The sequence below is a fragment of the Pseudomonas sp. CCNWLW23 genome (genome assembly GCF_037095675.1).
Lineage (GTDB): Bacteria > Pseudomonadota > Gammaproteobacteria > Pseudomonadales > Pseudomonadaceae > Aquipseudomonas > Aquipseudomonas atacamensis.
The window spans coordinates 167,984-187,068 of sequence record NZ_JBAWKM010000013.1 but is presented as its reverse complement, the minus strand read 5'-3'; the positions used below and the strand labels follow the sequence as shown (position 1 = coordinate 187,068).

The 19,085-nt window shown below is 60.6% G+C and carries 21 protein-coding genes and 1 pseudogene; 13 read left to right on the top strand and 9 right to left on the bottom strand.

The window, feature by feature from the left end; translation table 11 throughout:
- On the bottom strand, positions 1-236 hold a 236-nt coding region (locus tag V8J63_RS17880), incomplete at its 3' end, for a hypothetical protein (RefSeq protein ID WP_336464433.1).
- A gap of 124 nt (positions 237-360) precedes the next feature.
- The gene (locus V8J63_RS17875) at positions 361-930 is read right to left on the bottom strand and encodes a chorismate mutase (RefSeq protein ID WP_130888691.1); all 570 of its coding nucleotides are present in this window, start codon (positions 928-930) and stop codon (positions 361-363) included.
- Positions 931-1,129: 199 nt separating this feature from the next.
- Between V8J63_RS17875 and V8J63_RS17870 the strand changes: the two genes are divergently transcribed.
- Positions 1,130-2,488, top strand: coding sequence for an MATE family efflux transporter (locus tag V8J63_RS17870; RefSeq protein WP_336464432.1), 1,359 nt, complete (start codon positions 1,130-1,132; stop codon positions 2,486-2,488).
- 74 nt (positions 2,489-2,562) lie between these two features.
- Positions 2,563-3,120 (top strand): YceI family protein, encoded by a 558-nt coding sequence (locus V8J63_RS17865; RefSeq protein ID WP_336464431.1) that lies wholly within the window; start codon positions 2,563-2,565, stop codon positions 3,118-3,120.
- Between the two features lie 4 nt (positions 3,121-3,124).
- Here the strand turns inward: V8J63_RS17865 and V8J63_RS17860 are convergent, their stop codons facing one another.
- On the bottom strand, positions 3,125-3,610 hold the full coding sequence (locus tag V8J63_RS17860; RefSeq protein ID WP_076563476.1) for a DUF3592 domain-containing protein: 486 nt from the start codon (positions 3,608-3,610) through the stop codon (positions 3,125-3,127).
- A gap of 151 nt (positions 3,611-3,761) precedes the next feature.
- On the opposite strand from V8J63_RS17860, the gene V8J63_RS17855 reads away from it, so the two are divergent.
- Positions 3,762-4,448 (top strand): GNAT family N-acetyltransferase, encoded by a 687-nt coding sequence (locus V8J63_RS17855; protein ID WP_336464430.1) that lies wholly within the window; start codon positions 3,762-3,764, stop codon positions 4,446-4,448.
- Positions 4,449-4,511: 63 nt separating this feature from the next.
- On the opposite strand, the gene V8J63_RS17850 is transcribed toward V8J63_RS17855, so the two are convergent.
- Positions 4,512-4,952 (bottom strand): hotdog fold domain-containing protein, encoded by a 441-nt coding sequence (locus V8J63_RS17850; protein ID WP_024013379.1) that lies wholly within the window; start codon positions 4,950-4,952, stop codon positions 4,512-4,514.
- Between the two features lie 159 nt (positions 4,953-5,111).
- On the opposite strand from V8J63_RS17850, the gene V8J63_RS17845 reads away from it, so the two are divergent.
- Positions 5,112-5,744: a TetR/AcrR family transcriptional regulator gene (locus V8J63_RS17845; RefSeq protein ID WP_336464429.1), complete on the top strand. Its 633-nt coding sequence runs from the start codon at positions 5,112-5,114 to the stop codon at positions 5,742-5,744.
- A 217-nt stretch (positions 5,745-5,961) separates the two neighbouring features.
- On the opposite strand, the gene V8J63_RS17840 is transcribed toward V8J63_RS17845, so the two are convergent.
- Positions 5,962-7,086, bottom strand: a complete 1,125-nt coding sequence (locus V8J63_RS17840; RefSeq protein WP_336464428.1) for a DmpA family aminopeptidase — start codon at positions 7,084-7,086, stop codon at positions 5,962-5,964.
- A gap of 72 nt (positions 7,087-7,158) precedes the next feature.
- Positions 7,159-8,262, bottom strand: a complete 1,104-nt coding sequence (locus V8J63_RS17835) for a polyamine ABC transporter substrate-binding protein (RefSeq protein ID WP_130888697.1) — start codon at positions 8,260-8,262, stop codon at positions 7,159-7,161.
- A 111-nt stretch (positions 8,263-8,373) separates the two neighbouring features.
- Here V8J63_RS17835 and V8J63_RS17830 point away from each other — a divergent pair, with 111 nt between their 5' ends.
- Positions 8,374-9,153 (top strand): helix-turn-helix transcriptional regulator, encoded by a 780-nt coding sequence (locus V8J63_RS17830; RefSeq protein WP_197891828.1) that lies wholly within the window; start codon positions 8,374-8,376, stop codon positions 9,151-9,153.
- 122 nt (positions 9,154-9,275) lie between these two features.
- Here the strand turns inward: V8J63_RS17830 and V8J63_RS17825 are convergent, their stop codons facing one another.
- Positions 9,276-10,217 (bottom strand): class I SAM-dependent methyltransferase, encoded by a 942-nt coding sequence (locus tag V8J63_RS17825; RefSeq protein WP_336464427.1) that lies wholly within the window; start codon positions 10,215-10,217, stop codon positions 9,276-9,278.
- 198 nt (positions 10,218-10,415) lie between these two features.
- Here V8J63_RS17825 and V8J63_RS17820 point away from each other — a divergent pair, with 198 nt between their 5' ends.
- The 4 genes from V8J63_RS17820 to V8J63_RS17805 all read left to right on the top strand — a co-directional run bounded on the left by V8J63_RS17820 (position 10,416) and on the right by V8J63_RS17805 (position 13,135).
- Entirely contained in the window at positions 10,416-10,829 is a 414-nt protein-coding gene (locus tag V8J63_RS17820; protein ID WP_016775233.1) for a response regulator, read from the top strand.
- Positions 10,830-10,885: 56 nt separating this feature from the next.
- A complete protein-coding gene (locus V8J63_RS17815) occupies positions 10,886-11,554 on the top strand; it encodes an HAD-IA family hydrolase (protein WP_125927904.1) in 669 nt (222 codons plus the stop codon).
- A 351-nt stretch (positions 11,555-11,905) separates the two neighbouring features.
- On the top strand, positions 11,906-12,703 hold the full coding sequence (locus V8J63_RS17810; protein WP_336464426.1) for an SDR family NAD(P)-dependent oxidoreductase: 798 nt from the start codon (positions 11,906-11,908) through the stop codon (positions 12,701-12,703).
- Between the two features lie 21 nt (positions 12,704-12,724).
- The gene (locus V8J63_RS17805; RefSeq protein ID WP_336464425.1) at positions 12,725-13,135 is read left to right on the top strand and encodes an SRPBCC family protein; all 411 of its coding nucleotides are present in this window, start codon (positions 12,725-12,727) and stop codon (positions 13,133-13,135) included.
- A gap of 131 nt (positions 13,136-13,266) precedes the next feature.
- Here the strand turns inward: V8J63_RS17805 and V8J63_RS17800 are convergent, their stop codons facing one another.
- Positions 13,267-14,661: a sensor histidine kinase gene (locus tag V8J63_RS17800; protein ID WP_336464424.1), complete on the bottom strand. Its 1,395-nt coding sequence runs from the start codon at positions 14,659-14,661 to the stop codon at positions 13,267-13,269.
- Positions 14,639-15,322: a response regulator transcription factor gene (locus tag V8J63_RS17795; protein WP_016775228.1), complete on the bottom strand. Its 684-nt coding sequence runs from the start codon at positions 15,320-15,322 to the stop codon at positions 14,639-14,641. The genes V8J63_RS17800 and V8J63_RS17795 overlap by 23 nt, the downstream gene beginning before the upstream one ends.
- 308 nt (positions 15,323-15,630) lie before the next feature.
- On the opposite strand from V8J63_RS17795, the gene V8J63_RS17790 reads away from it, so the two are divergent.
- The 4 genes and pseudogenes from V8J63_RS17790 to hcnC all read left to right on the top strand — a co-directional run.
- Positions 15,631-16,560 carry a hypothetical protein gene (locus V8J63_RS17790; RefSeq protein ID WP_016775227.1) on the top strand — a complete coding sequence of 310 codons (930 nt, stop codon included), beginning with the start codon at positions 15,631-15,633 and terminating at the stop codon, positions 16,558-16,560.
- 418 nt (positions 16,561-16,978) lie between these two features.
- Positions 16,979-17,293 carry a (2Fe-2S)-binding protein gene (locus V8J63_RS17785; protein ID WP_095182029.1) on the top strand — a complete coding sequence of 105 codons (315 nt, stop codon included), beginning with the start codon at positions 16,979-16,981 and terminating at the stop codon, positions 17,291-17,293.
- Positions 17,290-18,699, top strand: coding sequence for a cyanide-forming glycine dehydrogenase subunit HcnB (gene hcnB, locus V8J63_RS17780; RefSeq protein WP_336464423.1), 1,410 nt, complete (start codon positions 17,290-17,292; stop codon positions 18,697-18,699). The genes V8J63_RS17785 and hcnB overlap by 4 nt, the downstream gene beginning before the upstream one ends.
- A pseudogene (hcnC, locus tag V8J63_RS17775) lies at positions 18,692-19,085 on the top strand (cyanide-forming glycine dehydrogenase subunit HcnC); the annotation flags it as partial. The gene hcnB and the pseudogene hcnC, both read left to right, overlap by 8 nt.

The window sequence follows — 19,085 nt, the reverse complement described above, 5'->3', positions numbered from 1 at the left end:
CGGCGTTCGATCAGACGATCCGAACCACCTTCGGCAACACGGCGTTCGATCAGACGGTCCGAACCACCTTCGGCAACGCGGCGCTCGATCAGACGATCTGAACCACCTTCAGCCAGACGGCTTTCGATCAGCTTGTCCGAGCCGCCTTCAGCGACCAGGGTGTGAGCAGGCGTTACTGCAAAAGCGTTAACTGCGAAAACCGAGAAAGCGATGCCGAGAAGGGTTTGGCGTTTCATGATCGTGTGCTCCAGAAAGTTGTTTGTTTGTCTGGAGCCGATGTTACGCCGCGCAGTTTTTATGAGAACTTCATTGACGTGATGGTGAACATCGACGCCGATGATGTTTGCCAGGAGCGTTGATTCAGAGCGCTTTCGCCCGGATGCACAACTCGCCGCTGGCACGAATCAGCGCCAGGTCATGCAGCGAATCGGCGGCCAGACCGTTGCGGACATCGGCCAGCCAGGCCGGGCAATTCGGATCCTGGCGATAGGGCGCGAAGGCGGCGTACTGCTGCAACAAGCGCTTTTGCAGTTCATCCAGGCGCGGGCGGATCTGTTTGCCCAGATCCGGACGCGGTGTGTCCGGTGCAGCACCTGCCGCTTGCCATTGCGCGAGCAGACCGTATTGCACCAGTTTGTTCGCTTCCATCTGTGCGGCGATCAGTTGCGCGACGTCGTCCGGATCGAGTTTGTGTTCGGTGGCCAGAGTTCGGGCATTGGCGATGACCTGCGCCTCACGCGGGCTGTCCTGAATAGGCTTGCCGCTGTCCCATTTGGTCAACGCAACCAGATCACCGATGCTCAGGCGTTCATTCAAAGTGGCCAGTAGCGGTTTCAATGAAGCAGGCGCTGCTGCGGGTTCGGCTGCCTGCGCGTAGGCGGCCGACAGAGCGAGGAGGGAGCCAAGCAGAAAATTTGCAACGTTACGCATGAACCGAGCCTCAATAGTACGTGTCGACAGAGTCGCTGATTTACCACAGCCGCAACACTGACACAAAGCGATGCGCGGCATTTACACAAATGCAAAACAGACAATCAACACCGTCTGGAAATGTTGATTGCACGCTGCACGCAACTCACCGAAGCTATCGTCAATCAGGCCTGCCGCCGTCGAGATGGACCTCCATTCAATGCATAGCGCCACCTTCGCCAAACCGCTCTGGCAAACCTATCTGCTGTTTCTCGCGCCGATGGTGCTGTCGAACTTCCTGCAATCGATGTCCGGGACGGTCAACAGCATCTACATTGGTCAGATGCTCGGCACTCAAGCGCTGGCGGCAGTGTCCGGCATGTTTCCTGTCGTGTTCTTTTTCATCGCCCTGGTCATCGGCCTCGGCGCTGGCGCAGGCGTGTTGATCGGCCAGGCGTGGGGCGCGCGCGAGACGCACATGGTCAAGGCGATTGCCGGAGCGACTTTGCTGCTGGGTGTGTTGATCGGTCTGGTCGCGGCAGTGCTGGGCACGGTGTTTGCGCGTCAGGCACTGACGGGGTTGGGCACGCCGGCGGATGTACTCGACGACGCGGTGGACTATGCCCGCGTCATGTTGTGGATTCTGCCATCGCTACTGGTATTCGTGCTGTTCACCCAATTGCTGCGTGGGGTCAGCGATACGCTGTCGCCACTGCTCGCGCTGATCGTCTCCACCGCCGTGGGGCTGGCGCTGACGCCGGCGTTGATTCGCTGCTGGCTGGGTTTGCCGCCATTGGGCATTCAGAGCGCGGCGTATGCCGGGCTGGCGGGGAATCTGTCGGCAATGGCGTGGCTGGCCTGGCGGCTGATTCGCAAGCGCCATCCGCTAGCGCCGGATCGAGAGTTCTTCGCCGCGCTGCGATTGGATCGGGTCATTCTCGGCAAGGTCCTGCGCATCGGCCTGCCCACCGGGGTACAGATGATCGTCCTGTCGTTATCGGAGCTGGTGATCCTGGCACTGGTCAATCAGCACGGCTCGCAAGCGACAGCGGCGTATGGCGCAGTAACGCAGATCGTCAACTATGTGCAGTTTCCGGCGCTGTCGATTGCAATCACCGCATCGATCCTTGGTGCCCAGGCAATCGGCGCCGGGCATCTGCAACGCATGGGTCCGATCCTGCGCACCGGGCTGTTGATCAATGTGTGCCTGACCGGTGGCCTGATTGTGCTGGGTTATCTGTTATCGCACTGGTTGCTGGGCCTGTTCCTCACCGAGGACTCGACCCGGGCGATGGCCGAGCACCTGCTGCATATCATGCTCTGGAGCCTGTTGGTATTCGGTTTCCAGGCCATCATCGGCGGGATCATGCGCGCCAGCGGCACTGTCCTGGTGCCGGTGGTCATTTCGATTATCTGTGTGGTCGGCGTGCAGTTGCCGGCGGCTTACTGGCTCGACGGGCAGTTCGGTTTGCAGGGTGTGTGGATGGCGTTCCCGGTTGCTTATCTGGGAATGCTGATTTTGCAGACCCTGTATTACAAATTGGTGTGGAAGCATCAGAAGATAGAGCGGTTGATATAGGCGCTGGCATAACAACGGGTTGTTTGCTTAAGTCAACCAAGGCCCTCGACGACGCACGCCGCCAGGAGAATGTCATGACGTTGCGATTGCTGCTGGTTGCCGCGTTTACATCGTGCGTCATGGTCGGTGCGCAGGCGGCTGAATATAACCGGGTCAACACCAGCGCCAGCCAGATCAGCTTCACCTATCAGCAGATGGGCTCGCGAATGTACGGCACCTTCGGCAATTTCGAGGCGACGCTGGACTTCGATACCGACGACCTCGGCAAAGCCCAGACCACGCTGCATATCGATCTCGCCAGCATCGATGCCGGCAGTGAAGACGCCAATACCGAACTGGTGAAACCGGCGTGGTTCGACACCGGGAAATTCCCGCTCGCGGTGTTCAAGTCCAGCCGTTTTACTCAAGTGGACGAGCATCGTTATCAAGTCGCCGGTCAGCTCACGCTCAAGGGCATCACTCGCGAGGTCGAGGTGCCGGTGGAGTTGAAACCGGACAACGCCATCGGCATCTTCGACGGTGAGCTGGTGCTCAATCGAGAGGAGTTCGGCCTCGGCGCAGGGGAGTGGGCCGACAGCGTGGTGTCCAGAGACATCAACATCAAATTCAGAGTGGTGGCGCCACAACAGTGACCGTTCAGTAATATCGGTCCTGTTCCTTCATCGCCTGAATCTGCCAGAACGTCCGGCCGGAAATCAGCAGGAACAGCAGGGCGAGCGTCACGCCGCCGGTCATGATGTAAAAACCTGCGCGATAGCTTTGCAGCTGGCTGGCGATGGCGCTTTTTTCCGGCATCCAGGGCGAGACCAATAGCGCAATCGGGCCATTGACTTCGTACTGGGTGTGTTCGGCGTAGCGTTCGTCGACAAAATCACCTTCATGGAGCTGGCCCAGCTCGTCGGCATAACGATAGTGAATGATTTTGCCATTCTTGTTCATCAGGATCTCTTCCAGCTGCGTGACAGTGCCGTTGGTTTGCGCGCCATTGAAATTCAGCAGCGCATACAGAATGCCTTGATGGCGCGCCATCCCGGCGAGGAGCAAGACCACGCAGCAGGCGACAGTGAGCATGACGACGCGGTTGTAAAGATGATCTTTTGCGGCTTCGCGCGGGTAATACATGGCCCGGTCCTTGGTAGTGAAATGAAGGTGTTCGTTACATCGGCCTTCGACAGCGGATCTTTAAACGGTGGTCTATCGCGGCACGGTATGATGTCGCGGTTCGTCGACGGCTCTGATCATCGGCAACGTTTTTTATCGCCGGAGTTTGCCCATGCCACGCATCACCCACTACACCTCCCCATGCCCGGAAAGCGTCAACAGCCAGATCCTGCAAATGGTCGTCGATTACCTGACCGACATCAGTGCGGTCGGCCTCGGCCCGAGCAATCTGCTGTACAACGTTTATCAGTACGCGGTGGGTTATGAGGTGCATCTCTACCTTGAGGCGTTGAACGGCCAGAAGGGCACCGAGGTGGAATTGCTGGTGGCCACTAACGATGAAGACCCGGAGCAAGTCATCGGATTCCTCATCTGTCTGCCGGTGCAGGGCGATTGGGAGGCGTGCAGCGTCGCGTACATGGCGGTGCGTGAAGGCCATCGGCGCCAAGGTGTGGCGCGGGCGATGCTCACGGACATGGTCGGGCGCTATCCGCATGCGGAACTGGCCTGCAGCATTGGCAAGGTGCCGTATTTCGAGGCACTGGATTTTGAAGTGATCGGCCAGCGCGAAACGCAGGTGCTGATGAGCACGCGGCATTACCGCAGCAACGGCCTGCGCGGGTTCATCGACACCACGCCGATCTATCGCTCGCTGGAAGTGCAGCAGATTCATACCTATCTGCTGCAGAAGAACGGCAAGCGCGCGATGCTCGATGCGGAAAAACAACGCGACCGCTATCTGGACCAGACCAGCCGCCACGTAGAAGAATTTGTCCGTCAGCGCCTGACCCTGCACTGATCGTCGGCCAATCAAAAGCCCTTGCTGCGCATCCCGCGGCAAGGGCTTTTTTGTGCCTGCTTCTCAACCGAGCTTGACGTTCATGGTGATGCGCGCGGTGAAGACTTTTTTACCCTCGCAATCGTGAATGTCGACGTTGACTACCTTGTCGCCATCGCTTTGCCAATCCACACCTTCAGCGCTGGCCACAGCGGTGACGTCGGTTTTCGCCTTGGCCAGATATTCCACGGTCATGCCTTTGGGAATCCAGCGCGCGCCGGCCGGGATCGACACGTCGGTCATCATTCCGCCGGCCAGTTCTGCCGCGTTGCACATGGCGATCGCGTGCACCGTGCCGAGGTGGTTGGTGATTTCCTTGCGAAACGGCACTTGCACGGTGGCGGCATTCGGGCGCAACTCGGAAATCAGCGGATTGATGCTGCTGAAGTACGGGGCGAACTGGCAGGCCATTTTGCTGAATGCATCCGGGCCGACGCTGTTGAACATACTGAGAGATTGACTCATGGGAAGCCTCGCTGGGTAGTTTGCAGAATGATGTTCCGTTACAGAATAATGTTCTGTAACGGAACGGTATTCTGTTCACGGTAAATCTGTCAACCTAGGCGCGATTTGTTCACGGGCACGTGACGCCTTTATCAACCTCCGTTTTTGGACCCGAGCAGCATGGACACCGCCGATTTACTGGAACGCAGCTACCCCGGCCGCCGCGCCGAACTCAAACGCGATATCTTTCGCAAGGCCCTGAGCCTGTTCAATGAACAGGGGATCGAAGCCACCACCATCGAAATGATCCGTGCCGAGTGCGACACCAGCGTCGGCGCGATCTATCACCATTTCGGCAACAAGGAAGGGCTGGTCGCGGCGCTGTTTTTCACCGCGCTGGAGGATCAGGCGCGTTTGCGTGATGCGTATCTGGACGCGGCCAGTACCACTGAAGAAGGCGTGCAGGCGCTGGTCTTCAGCTATGTCGACTGGGTCGAGCAACAGCCGCAGTGGGCGCGATTCCAGTACCACGCGCGGTTCGCCGTGACCAAAGGCCCGTTCAAGGACGAGCTGGCCGAGCGCAACAAGACGCGCAACCTGCGTCTGCGCCATTGGCTGACGCAATCGGGTCGCGCCGCCGAACTGCAGGATTTGCCTGCCGAGCTGCTGCCATCGCTGATCATTGGCCAAGCGGACAGCTACTGCCGAGCCTGGCTGGCAGGGCGAGTGAAAGGCAGCCCGAGCGCCTATCGCGAAGTGCTCGCGCAAGCGGCGTGGCGTTCGATACGCGCCGAAGGTCTCGCCGAGAACTGAAATACGCAGACAAAAAAAGAGCCTCAAAGCTCTTTGATGGGGAGGAAGTAGAGCCCGTGAGGCTCAAGAGGCGTGTGAAGCAAAGCGTGGGCTTGATTGGGGTTCAGAACACCCACGCCTACGCAGCGCCGGATCAATCCAGTCACCGCGTAGCTTCATCCTAGGAGCGTGCAATGGACGACTCAAGTACCGCCAGTCGTCCTTGCACAATGCCGGCTCATGCCGGGCGCGATCCCGGCCAACCGGATTTTTTCAGCGCCGCCAGAAGCGTCTGCCCATCCAGGCCCGGCACCGAATGGCCGTTGCCCTCGCTGCTGTCGCTGGCGAGCAGGGCATTGATGATCGCTTCTTCCACGGCTTCGGTCGCGGCCAGAAACAGCTCGCTGATGTGGTCGTTGTTGACCATGCGCAAACCGTCGCAGGTGGCTGCGCGTTTAGCCTCGTAAGCGGCGGGCGGGACGTGATCATTGCCAGTGGCGAAGGCAATGAAGATGTCGCCGCTGTGGTCTTCGTTACCGCCGCCGGTACGCGCCAGGCCCAGGCTGGCACGCTGTGCCAGACGCGTGCATTGATGGGGCAGCAGCGGCGCATCGGTCGCCAGGCAGACGACGATCGAGCCCATGCCCGGGTGCGGCAGCGCTGCCCGCAGGAACGGTGAATCCTTCTGTTCCATATAGCGCCCGACCGGGTAACCATCGACGCGTAATTCACTGCGAATGCCGTGGTTGGCCTGCACGATCGCGCCGACGGTCCAGCCTCCCTGGGCAGCACTCAAACGGCGCGATGCGGTGCCGATACCGCCCTTGAACTCATGGCAGATCATGCCGCTGCCACCGCCCACCGCACCTTCGCGCACCGGCCCGTCCACGGCGCCGTTCAGTGCCTCGGCGACATGCTCGAGTTTGACGTGAAAGCCGTTGATGTCATTGAGCAGTCCATCGAAGGTCTCCAGCACCACCGGCATATTCCAGTAAAGCCGCCCGTCATCCGGCTGCTGCTCTCGGTCCAGCACAATCAGCGCATCACGCACCACACCGAGGCTGTGGGTGTTGGTAAAGGCAATCGGGCTGGTCAGCAGACCGGCCTCGCGAATCCATTCCAGGCCGGTCGCGTCACCGTTGCCATTGAGTACATGCACGCCGGCAAAGCACGGTTGCTGGCTGGTCGAGCCTGGGCGCGGCTGGATCAGCGTGACGCCGGTGCAGATGTCACGGCCGCTGCTGCTGCGACCGCGTACATTGCTGTGACCGACGCGCACCCCCGGCACATCGGTAATGGCGTTGAGCGGGCCAGGTTGCATCTGGCCAATCAGGATATCGAGATCACGGGCACGCGGATTCATAAGATTCAGTCTCTTCATTCAAAGGTCGGGCGGCTTACCGCTCGGATAAGGCAGGCAGATTTCTTGCGCGGGTTACTGGCCGTTCTTGACCTTGCTCCACACCCGCGTACGCACGCGTTCGGCGGCTTTGGGCAAGGGTTCGAGGGTGTAGAGGGTGGCCATGGCGGCAGGGGACGGGTACACCGCCGGGTTGTCGCGAGTGGCTGCTGCCACCAGCGTTGTCGCGGCGCGATTGCCATTCGGGTACGACAGGTGATCACTGACCGGCGCGATCACTTCCGGTCGCAGCAGGTAATCGATAAACGCCAGGCCTTGGGCGCGATTGGGCGCGTCCTTGAGCAGCACCAGAGTGTCGAACCACACCGGCGCGCCTTCCTTGGGCAGGCTGTAGGCGATCTTTACGCCGTTATTGGCCTGCTCGGCATTGGTCTTGGCTTCGAGCATCGCCCCGGACCAGCCAACCGCCACGCAGATATTGCCGTTGGACAGATCGCTGATGAACTTCGAAGAGTTGAAGTAGGCGATGTGCGGGCGCAGCTTGAGCAGCAATGCTTCGGCTTTTTTGTAGTCCTCGGGATCGGTGCTGTTCGGCGGCAAGCCCAGGTAATGCAGGGCGACCGGCAGCATTTCCGACGGCGAATCGAGCATCGCCACGCCGCACTCGGCCAGTTTGGCCAGATTGGCTTCGTTGAACAGCAACTCCCAGGAATCCACCGGCGCTTTGTCACCCAGCGCGGCGCGAACTTTGTCGACGTTGTAGCCGATGCCGTTGGTGCCCCACAGGTAAGGCACGGCGTATTGATTGCCCGGATCGTTGACCGCGAGTTTCTTCAACAGATCGGGGTCGAGATTCTGCCAGCCTGGCAGTTGATCGCGAGGCAATGGGGCGAGGGCGCCGGCCTTGATCAGGGTCGGCAGGCTGAAGTTGCTCGCCACTACAACGTCGTAGCCGCTGCGGCTGGTCATCAGTTTGCCTTCGAGCACTTCGGCGCTGTCGAAGGTGTCGTACACCGGCCGGATGCCGCTGTCGCGCTGGAAATCGTGCAGCGTGTTCGGCCCGATGTAGTCGTACCAGTTGTAGACATGCACGCTCGGTACGTCTGCCGCCATGGCGACCGAGGAGAGACAAAAACAGGCCAGCAGGCCCGGGTTGATAGATCCACGGTGACGACGCATGATGCGGCACTCCTGGCCTGTCGCAGGCCGGTGATGAACTGGAGTGGTCAGGCTAACGGGCCGGTCACACCAGCCCCATTCCCATCATGGGTTACTCGAAAGGGGTAGTGCGTGGACGCGTTGTTGCAGGAATTGCCGGTGCATCAGAGTCTGGCGCGGGTATTTACCCAGCTCGGGCAGGACGGTTTCTGGCGCGCGCTGGTCGACACCCTGCGCCTGCTGGTGCCGCTGGACAATGCCCTCGTCGCCCTGATGCGGGCCGGCCAGCCACCGCGTTTGCTGATCGACTTCGACAGCAAGGGCTACGTGGAGGACCAGCAGGAGCTGGCCGGTTATACCGCCGGCATGTACCTGCTCGATCCGTTTTATCAAGCCGCCGTCAGCGGGATCAGCGACGGCCTGCACAGCCTGGCGTCCGTTGCGCCGGATCAGTTTCTGCACAGCGAGTACTACCAGAGCTACTTTCGTGCCGTGGTGGGCGAGGATGAATTGCAGTTTCTGATCAACGTCGAAGGCGCGGTACTCGGCTTGTCCCTGGGCCGCTCGACCGCGTTTGGCATGGCCGAGCAGGGTCGCCTGTTGTGCGTACGTGACTGGGTATTGGCGGCGATGCATCGCCACATGCAGTTGCTGCCGCCCCAAGGGCCGGTGGCTGAAGCGGTGGTGGGTGATCTGGCGACGTTGCTGGACCGTTTCGATGCCCGGCTGACCGCGCGCGAGATCGACACGGCGCGCCTGATCCTGCAGGGCTTTTCCAGCAAGGCGATGGCCCAGCAGATGGGGATTTCGCCGGAGACCGTGAAGGTGCATCGGCGCAATCTCTATCACAAGCTCAACGTCACCGGGCACGGTGAGTTGTTTGCACTGGTGCTGCGGCCGACGGTTTTTTGATCAACACAGAACTTGTGTGGGAGCGAGCCTGCTCGCGAAAGCGGTGTATCAGTCAACAAAATTGTTATCCGACACTGCGCTTTCGCGAGCAGGCTCGCTCCCACAGAAGGGTTTCTGGTGTTTCAGCTGATGCGCTGGAAGACCAGGGCTTTCAGGCCGCTCTCTGGATCGATATCGGGAAACTCCGGCGGATTGTCCAGCCGATGATCGAAGCGCAGGCTTGGCGCTTCCTGGGTCACGCCATCAATCAGAAAGTCGGAACCGAACGACGGGTCGTTCATGCACGCCAGCACCGTGCCTTGCGCGGTCAACAGTTCCGGCAAGCGGCGCAACACCCGTTGATAGTCCTTGGTCAGCAAAAAGCTGCCTTTCTGAAACGATGGCGGGTCGATGATCACCAGATCGTACGGGCCGCTGTTGATCACTTTGCCCCAGGACTTGAACAGGTCGTGGCCGAGAAAGCTGACCTTGCTCAGGTCGTGGCCGTTCAGGCGGTGATTGTCGCGACCTCGGCTCAGCGCGGCGCGGGACATATCGAGGTTGACCACATGGCTGGCGCCGCCTTCGATTGCCGCTACGGAAAAGCCGCAGGTGTAGGCGAAAAGGTTCAACACCCGCTTGCCCGCCACCTGTTCGCGCACCCAGTTGCGGCCGTAACGCATGTCGAGAAACAGCCCGGCGTTCTGCTTGCGCCCCAGGTCGACGCGGTACTGCAAGCCACTCTCGACAATGGTCATTTCTTCGATTTCCTCCCCGATCAGCCATTCGGCCGTGCTCTGCGGCAGATAACGATGCTGGATCAGCAAAGTGTGCGCGCCGGACTGCTGCCACTCGGCCGAGGCGGCGATGTGCAGCAGCGAATCCCGCAGATCTTGCAGTTGCTCAGGCGCCGGTTCCTTGAACAGCGACACCAGTACCACGCCCTGCAACCAGTCCACGGTCAACTGCTCCAGCCCCGGCCAGCAGCGTCCGCGCCCGTGAAACAACCGACGGGTTTCGCTGGGCGCCGCTGCCAGTGCGGGTAGCAAATGAGCGTGGAGGGTAGCGAGGGCTTGAGGGTTCATGGATTACGGTTCGGCCGTTCAAAGGGCCGGCATTTTAACCACAAATGAAGGTTTTCGACGGGCGCTGCGCTTCGAAAAACAACACCTTGGCGAAATCTGCTGTATCAAAAGTGAATTTCTACAAGGCGCGCTGCTCATACCTGATAAGCAGCGGATTCAAACCGCTTATCAAAAATGTAATTCGGGGGAGTGCTGTTCATGTGCCCTACACCTACGTCGAGCGCGCACCTTCCTGGCGGGTTGATTCTGGTTGTCGAGGACGATCCGTTGATTCTGGAGTTTCTTTGCGAAATTCTCCAGGAGGAAGGGTTCAAGGTCGAACCGCAAACCAGCGCCGACGCCGCATCCTTGTATCTGGAAAAGCACGCAGCGGACGTCGCGCTGTTGCTGACCGACATCACCATGCCCGGCACGCTTAACGGCGCGGACCTGGCCAATCTGTTCGGCGACCGCTGGCCGGAGAAACCGGTGATGGTCATGTCCGGCTATGAAACGCCCGAGACTTCTGGGGTCAAGCATTCGGTGGCGTTCATCAAGAAGCCGTGGGCGATCGGTCAGTTGCTCGATTGTGTGGAAAGTGCGTTCAAATCCAAGGCGCCGCAGTTGCACTGACAAGTGCTACATTGCCGGGCCAGGCTGCCCGGCCAACTGTCAGAGGATTTGCTCTCTTGTCTGCACAAGCATCGGTTTTTGATCGCGCGTTCGGCGCGTTCCTGTTCGACATGGATGGCACCGTCCTCAACTCCATCGCCGCCGCCGAGCGCATCTGGTCAGCGTGGGCGGTGCGCCATGGCGTTGATGTCGAGACGTTCCTGCCGACCATCCATGGCGCGCGGGCGATCGACACCATCACTCGGCTGAATCTGCCGGGGCTGGATGCTGAGCAACAAGCAGCGTTCATCACCGCAGCGGAAATCAATGACGTTGAAGGCATTGTCGAGATTCCTGCGGCGGCAGCCTTTCTCAACGCGCTGCCGAAAAATCGTTGGGCGATGGTGACGTCGGCGCCTCGCGATCTGGCGTTGCGGCGGATGGCGGCGGCGGGTATCCCCGAGCCGGCGGTAATGATCACGGCGGAAGATGTAAAGGCTGGCAAGCCTGATCCTGCGGGGTATCTCTTGGCTGCAAATAAGCTGGGAGTCGAGCCGGCTGACTGTCTGATTTTTGAAGACGCCACGGTTGGCATTCAGGCAGCGGAAGCGGCGGGCGCTGCACTGATGATCATCACCACCACGCACCAGCACCCGATCGAAACGGCGCATGCGACGTTGGCCAGTTACGATGCGATCGGCGTCAGGGTCGGCGCCGATGGTCTGCTTCGTCTGACGGAAATCTGATCTGTTCCAAAATGCCCCTCACCCTAGCCCTCTCCCGGAGGGAGAGGGGACTGACCGGGGGATATTCAGGTAATACGCCGACGTGAAAGGTCTTCTCTGAATCCATAATCGCTATGGTCTTTCAGGTCGACGGCAAATTCAGCACAACTCGGTCGGTTCCCTCTCCCCCGGGAGAGGGCTAGGGTGAGGGGCTACGGTCTGCCAGAGACAGGGGATCGTCAATCAAACAACATCCCCGTCACCGGTCGGCAGCTCAACCATGCCGGCAATATCGCAACTACGCTGATCCATCCTTGTGAAATCGTCGCCAAAGTCGAGCGCGGTGGAACTCCTTGCTAACGAGGTAAACGCATGAAGATCGATCTGAGTGGAAAACTGGCCATTGTCAGCGGCAGTACCGGCGGCATCGGTCTGGGCATCAGCCAGTCGTTGGCCGAAGCCGGGGCGACGGTGGTGGTCATCGGTCGCGACACGGCCAAGGTCGAGCAGGCGCTGGCGAGTATTCGCCAAGCGGTGCCCAGCGCGCAGTTGCGTGGTCTGAGCGCCGATCTGGGCACGGCCGAGGGCGCGGAAAAGCTTTTCGCCGCCGAGCCGCGCGCGGACATTCTGGTCAACAACCTCGGCATCTTCAACGACGTCGATTTCTTCGAGACTCCGGACAGTGAGTGGACGCGCTTCTATGAAGTCAACGTGATTTCCGGCGTGCGCCTGGCGCGGCAGTATGTGCCGGCGATGGTTGAGCAGGGTTGGGGCCGGGTGATCTTTCTGTCATCGGAATCCGGGGTCGCGACGCCGGCAGACATGCTCAATTACGGCGTGACCAAAAGCGCCAACCTCGCGGTGTCCCACGGCTTGGCCAAACGTCTGGCTGGTACCGGGGTCACGGTCAATGCGATCCTGCCGGGGCCGACTTTCACCGATGGCCTGCAAGACATGCTCAGAGACGCGGCCGCCGAATCCGGGCGCGACCTGCGCGACGAAGCCGACGCCTTTGTGCGCAAGGCCCGTCCGACTTCGATCATCCAGCGCGTGGCGGATGTTTCGGAAGTGGCGCATCTGGTCACGTACATTGCTTCACCGCTGTCCTCGGCCACCACGGGCGCAGCGTTGCGCGTCGATGGCGGCGTGGTCGACAGCCTGACGATCTGAATTTTCCGAAAGAGAGGTTTTATGCCAACAGCATCTGCAACCATCGACATCCCGGCCACAGCCGATCAGGTCTGGCAATTGATCGGCGGCTTCAACACGCTGCCGGACTGGCTGCCGTTGATCACCCACAGTGAACTGAGCGAAGGCGGGCGAGTGCGCACCCTGCACACCGCTGACGGCGGCGTAGTGGTCGAACGTCTGCAGACATTCGATAACGCCGCAAAAACTTACAGCTATTCGATTGAACAGGCACCATTTCCGGCCAGCGATTATCTGGCGACGATCAAGGTTGAAGCCCAAGGGCAGGGCGCGCGGGTGACGTGGTCGGGGCGATTTAATGCGGTCGGCGTGAGCGATGAAGAAGTGGTGGCGTTGTTCAACGGCATCTATCAGGGCGGGCTCGAAGCCTTGCGGGCGAATTACCCGACCTGAGACGCAGATCGTTCCCACGCTCTGCGTGGGAATGCAGCCCGGGACGCTCTGCGTCCCATTTCGAAAGCCGGAACGCGGAGCGTCCCTTGAGGCGTTCACACGCGGAGCGTGGGAACGATCGGCGCGAGACGTCAGGCCTGGCTGATCAAACTCTGCCGACAATCCAGCACCAGTTTCGCCCCGCCCAGATCGCTGCTGCCGACTTCAAGACTGAAGCCGTGCAAGCTCACAATCGCTGCGACAATCGACAGTCCCAGACCAAAACCGCTTTGCGGCTGGCCACCCTCGGTGCGGTAAAACCGCTGGAACACCGCCTCACGTTCAGCCTCGGGAATCCCCGGGCCTGAATCGTGAACCTCGATCCGCGTCTGGCCACCTGCATTGACCCCACGCAACATCACCGTGCCGCCGGGCGGGGTGAATTTGATCGAGTTGCTCAGCAGGTTCGCCAACGCTTCGAACAGCAACGCGCGGTCGCCATTGAGCGGCGGCAGCGTCTCCGGCATGTTCAACTGAAAGCGCAGATCGCCTTCCTCGGCCAGCGGCAGATAGAACTCGTGCAACTCCTCCAGCAAACGCACCGGATCAAGTTCGACGAAACCTGAGCGGCGCTGGCGATCCTCCAGCTCGGAAATCCGCAACAAACCGCGAAACCGCGCCATTAGCGTGTCCGCCTCAGCCAGAACCAGATCCAGTTGCGCCGCTTCTTGCGAACCTTCGCCCGCCTGTTGCTGCATCCGATACAACTGCGCGCGCAGGCGAGTCAGCGGCGTGCGCAAATCGTGGGCGATGTTGTCGCAGACACCTTTGACCTCGTTCATCAAGCGCTCGATGCGCTCGAGCATGGCGTTGACGATGGCGGCGAGCATGTCCAGTTCATCGCGGCGATTGGACAGCGGCAAGCGGTGCGTCAGGTCGCCGGCAACGATGGCCTGGGCGCTGTTCTGGATCGCGCGGATGCGCTGCAGCGGTCGACGCCGCAGCAGATGCCAACCGGCGACCCCGGGAATAATCGTCAGCGACACGCCCCAGAACAACGCGTGCAAAATGATCCGCGTCACCGCGAACAGCGAGCCATTGTCACGCAGCAGCACCAGCCAGCGCCCGTCGCGAGTCTGGGTGGCCACAGCATCGCAGCTGTCGCTGGGCAGAGTCGGATCGTCGGAATCGGCGCACTGGGCGAGCATATGGATCTTGCCGTCGAGCGGCAGTCCTTCGGGAATTTGCTGAAGTGCGCCGCCCAGGTAAACGCCGTCAGCGCTGAACAGACCATAGGCGTCGATACCACGAATATCGAAGGTCATGCTGGCCGCGAGCGCGTCTTCGAGTTGCTCGCCGCGAAAATGCGAAAACAGATGCTGACGTTGCATCAACGAATGTTTAGCCAGTTTGTCGAGGTAGCCGGATACCTCGTAGTACATGACCCCCATGAGGATCGCGCTCCAGGCCACGAATAGCGAGCTGTACAGCGCCAGCAAGCGGCTGCTGGAGGAACGCCAGCCGTCAGACGGGTTCGGCAATGACATAGCCGGAGCCCCGTACCGTGCGGATCAGCGGAACGTTGCCGGCTGCGTCGATCTTCTTGCGCAGACGGCCGATGTGCACGTCGATCAGGTTGGTGCCCGGGTCGAAGTGATAACCCCAGACCTCTTCGAAAATCATCATCCGCGACAGAATCTGGCCGCTGTTGCGCATCAGGAACTCGAGCAGTTTGTATTCGGTGGGCAGCAGCGTCAGCACCTGTCCGGCGCGGCGGGCTTCATGGCTGATCAGGTCGAGTTCGAGGTCGGCGACGTTCAATGTCGTGGCCTGGGTGGCGACGCTGTTTTGCCGACGCAGCAACACTTCGACCCGCGCGGCCATTTCATCGGTGGCGAACGGTTTGGTCAGGTAGTCATCGCCACCGGCTCGCAAACCGCGCACTCGCTCATCGACATCGGAGAGGGCGCTGATCATCAGAATCGGCGTCGCCACGCCCATGGTGCGCAGGGTGGTGACGATGGCCAGACCATCCAGCTCGGGCAGCATGCGGTCGAGGGTGATCAGGTCGTAGTTGCCGCTCACGGCGCGGTCGAGGCCTTCGCGGCCATTGTCGACCCAGTCGACATCCAGCCCGTGGCTGCTCAGTTCGGCAACGATTTCCCGCGCGGTCACGGCGTCGTCTTCGATGGTCAAGATACGAGTCATAGGCAGGCCTGCTGATCGGTTCAAACGGAATGGCAGCATTTTGCCAAGAATTTACCGTGACGCTTTAAATTAACTTTCATCTTCGTCGCGACGGTGAATCGGAACTGATCGGATTTGCCAGTCAGTCATCAATGCAGAAAACCCGCAGGCTCTGACCATTTATTGCAAATTGCACGGATCAGCGAAGTTCAAACTTTCTAACCTATTGAAAATAAAGAGTTTATTTAGTTTCTGTAACTGGCACGGTCACTGCAATTCCTCACCTGACGAGTTGTAACACCATTTTTCATGCCTGGAGCAGTACAACAATGAATAGATCCCCTGATGGCTATTATCCTGCCGTGGAAGAGTCGAGCAGCGTCTCAGGCGTGTCCTGGGGCGCGATCTTTGCCGGTGCTGCGGCGGCCGCTGCGCTGTCGATGATTCTCGTGCTGCTCGGTTTCGGTCTGGGCTTTTCGGCGGTTTCACCGTGGGCCGGAGAGGGCGTCAGCGCCAAGGGCCTGGGCATTTCGACGATTGTCTGGCTGGCGGTGACGCAGATCATTGCTTCCGGCATGGGCGGCTACATTGCCGGTCGTCTGCGGGTGAAATGGGCGAACATGCACGGTGACGAAGTCTACTTCCGTGACACCGCCCACGGCTTCCTCGCCTGGTGCGTCGCCACGCTGGTCACCGCTGTGCTGGTGGTCGGTTCGGTCAGCAGCGTCGTCAGCGGCGGTGTGCAGGCTGGGGCTAACGTCGTCGGCGGTGCTGCCGGTGCCATGAGCCAGGCCGCCGGTTCTGCCGCAGCCAATACTGACAGCGATCAGTACGGCTACTTCGTCGACAGCCTGTTCCGTGACGACCGTCCGGCTGCCGTCAGCGATGACGCCGCACGCGGCACCGTGACCCGCATCTTCGCTCAGAGCCTGGCCAACGGTCAGCTCAGCGCCGAAGACCGCACCTACCTCGCACAACTGGTGTCGCAACGTACCAACCTGAGCCAGGCCGATGCTGAACGTCGTGTCGACGAAATCTACGCCAACACCCAGAAAGCCATCGCTGACGCGAAACTGAAAGCCCAGCAAGCTGCCGACACCGCCGCGAAAGTCGCTGCCTACACCTCGCTGTGGATGTTCGTCGCGCTGCTGGCCGGTGCGTTCTTCGCCAGCCTGGCAGCCACCTTCGGCGGTCGTCGTCGCGATGCGGTCGAGTACGTTGAAGTCGACACCTACACCACTACCACTCCGGTCCGTTAAAAAGGAGAGTCACCATGCGCTCATTACTGCTGTTCTTCCTCGGCGTACCGATCCCGATCATCATCCTGATCGCCCTGTTCGTACACTGATCCCTCTGAGGCAGGATGCCTCTGCCGCTTTCATCTTCGGGTGAAAGCGGCTTTTTTGCTTTCTGCGGGGCCAGTTCGTCTTCTCCAACTAACCGTTTCCATCCCGCCATTTTCACTGGCTTGGATCAATATTTCCCTTGGCGATATCGCCTACCGTAAATGATCCAGGCCTTTGCTGAGGTATGAGCTACAGTGCTTGTCGCGCACCTTGTTGCGCTGGCGAAGTATCCGCGTCGACGTTGAAAACACAGCAAGAAAAGCGTCGACGAGGCGTAGTGCAGCAAGGAGCTGTCACAACCTCAACTGAATCTTCACGGACGAACACCGTAATGAACTGCCTAGAAAGAACCTTCGATATCCAGCCCTTGGTGCAGGCGGACATGACCGTGCACATCAATGGCCAAGCGGTCAGCGCCGCCATCGGCGAAACCGTTCTCAGCGTCATCCAGTCCCTCGGCGTGCGCCAGATTGCACGCAACGATCACGACCAAATCAGCGGCGCCTATTGCGGCATGGGCGTGTGCCAGTGCTGCCTGGTGAAAATCAACGGTCGCCACAAACGCCGCGCCTGCCAGACCGTAGTGCGCGACGGCATGCTGATTGAAACCCAGATCAACCGCGTCGTCGCGCAGGAGGTCGTATGAGCCTGCAACCGTTGATCGTTGGCGGCGGGCCGGCGGGGATGGCGGCGGCCATCGAACTGGCGCGCCACGGCGTGCGCTGCACCTTGCTCGAAGAGGCTTCGCGCCTCGGCGGCGTGGTCTATCGCGGGCCGTTGCGCGATGGCGTGCAGCTGGATTATCTCGGCCCGCGTTATTCCGAAGCACTGGACAAACTGCACGGTGAATTTCAGCAGCAGTCAGGGCTGATCGACGTGCGCCTCAACCATCGGGTGGTCGGCGCTGAAGGCACTCGCGCTCTGGTGGTGCTCGATGGCGATGAACAGCTGCACGAGATCGCTTATCCGCAACTGCTGCTGGCCGCCGGTTGCCATGAACGCAGCGTACCGTTTCCCGGCTGGACGTTGCCGGGAGTGATCCTGCTCGGCGGCCTGCAGTTGCAGATCAAGAGTGGCGTGGTAAAGCCGCAAGGGCCGGTGATCATCGCCGGCACCGGGCCGTTGCTGCCGCTTGTCGCGACCCAGTTACATGCGTCTGGCGTGCGCGTCGCCGGCGTCTATGAGGCTTGCGCATTCGGCAGGATCGCCCGCGAGAGTCTGGCGCTGCTGAACAAGCCGCAGCTGTTCCTCGATGGCTTGAGCATGCTCGCTTACCTCAAGTTGCACGGCATCCCGATGAACTACGGTTGGGGGGTGGTCGAAGCCCACGGCGAGGGCGAATTGAAAAGCGTCAGCGTCGCGCCGTATTCGTCGACGTGGGAGGCGGATCTGTCGCGGGTCGAGCGTTTCGAAGCGCAGACGCTGGCGGTGGGTTACGGTTTTATTCCGCGCACGCAATTGAGCCAGCAGATGGGCCTTGATCACGGCTTCAGCGCCGATGGCTACCTGCGTGCCAACGCCAATGTCTGGCAGCAAAGCAGCGTCGCGCATGTGCATCTGGCCGGCGACATGGGCGGGATCCGCGGCGGCGAAGCGGCGATGCTCGCCGGCAAGATCGCCGCCACTTCGATCCTGCTGCAACGCGGTGTGCTCGACGCCGAGCTGGCCCGGGTGCGCCGCGATCGTTACGCGAGCAAGCTCAGAGCGATCGTGCGCTTTCGTGCGGCGGTGGATCGCTACACCGAGCGCGGCGTTGGTCAGATCGCTTTGCCCGCAGCCGACACGGTGATCTGCCGCTGCGAACATGCGACCCGCGCCGACATCGATCTGGCGCTGGAGCAGGGTGTGCAAGACATCGCCAGCCTGAAAATGCGCACCCGCGTGAGCATGGGCGATTGTCAGGGGCGGATGTGCGTCGGCTATTGCAGCGATCGCCTGCGCCAGGCCACCGGACGTCAGGATGTCGGTTGGCTGCGCCCGCGCTTTCCAATCGATCCGGTACCGTTTTCCGCGTTCCAGTCCCTCGGCACGGAGGGCGCTTGCCATGAGTAAGTTCTACGACGTGGTCATTGCCGGTGGCGGCGTGATCGGCGCCTCCTGCGCCTACCAATTGTCCAAACGCAAAGATCTCAAGGTGGCACTGATCGACGCCAAGCGCCCCGGCAATGCGACCCGTGCTTCGGCGGGGGGGTTATGGGCGATCGGCGAGTCGGTCGGCCTCGGTTGCGGGGTGATTTTCTTTCGCATGATGTCGGCCAACCGCAAGCGCGACACCCAGGGCGCGGCGGTGGCGGTGGACGCCAGTACGCCGCATATTCTGCCGCAGTCGTTTTTCGATTTTGCCTTGCAGTCCAACGCGCTGTACCCGGCGCTGCATCGCGAGCTGAAAGACAACCACGGCATGGATTGCAAGTTCGAAAAGACCGGATTGAAATTCG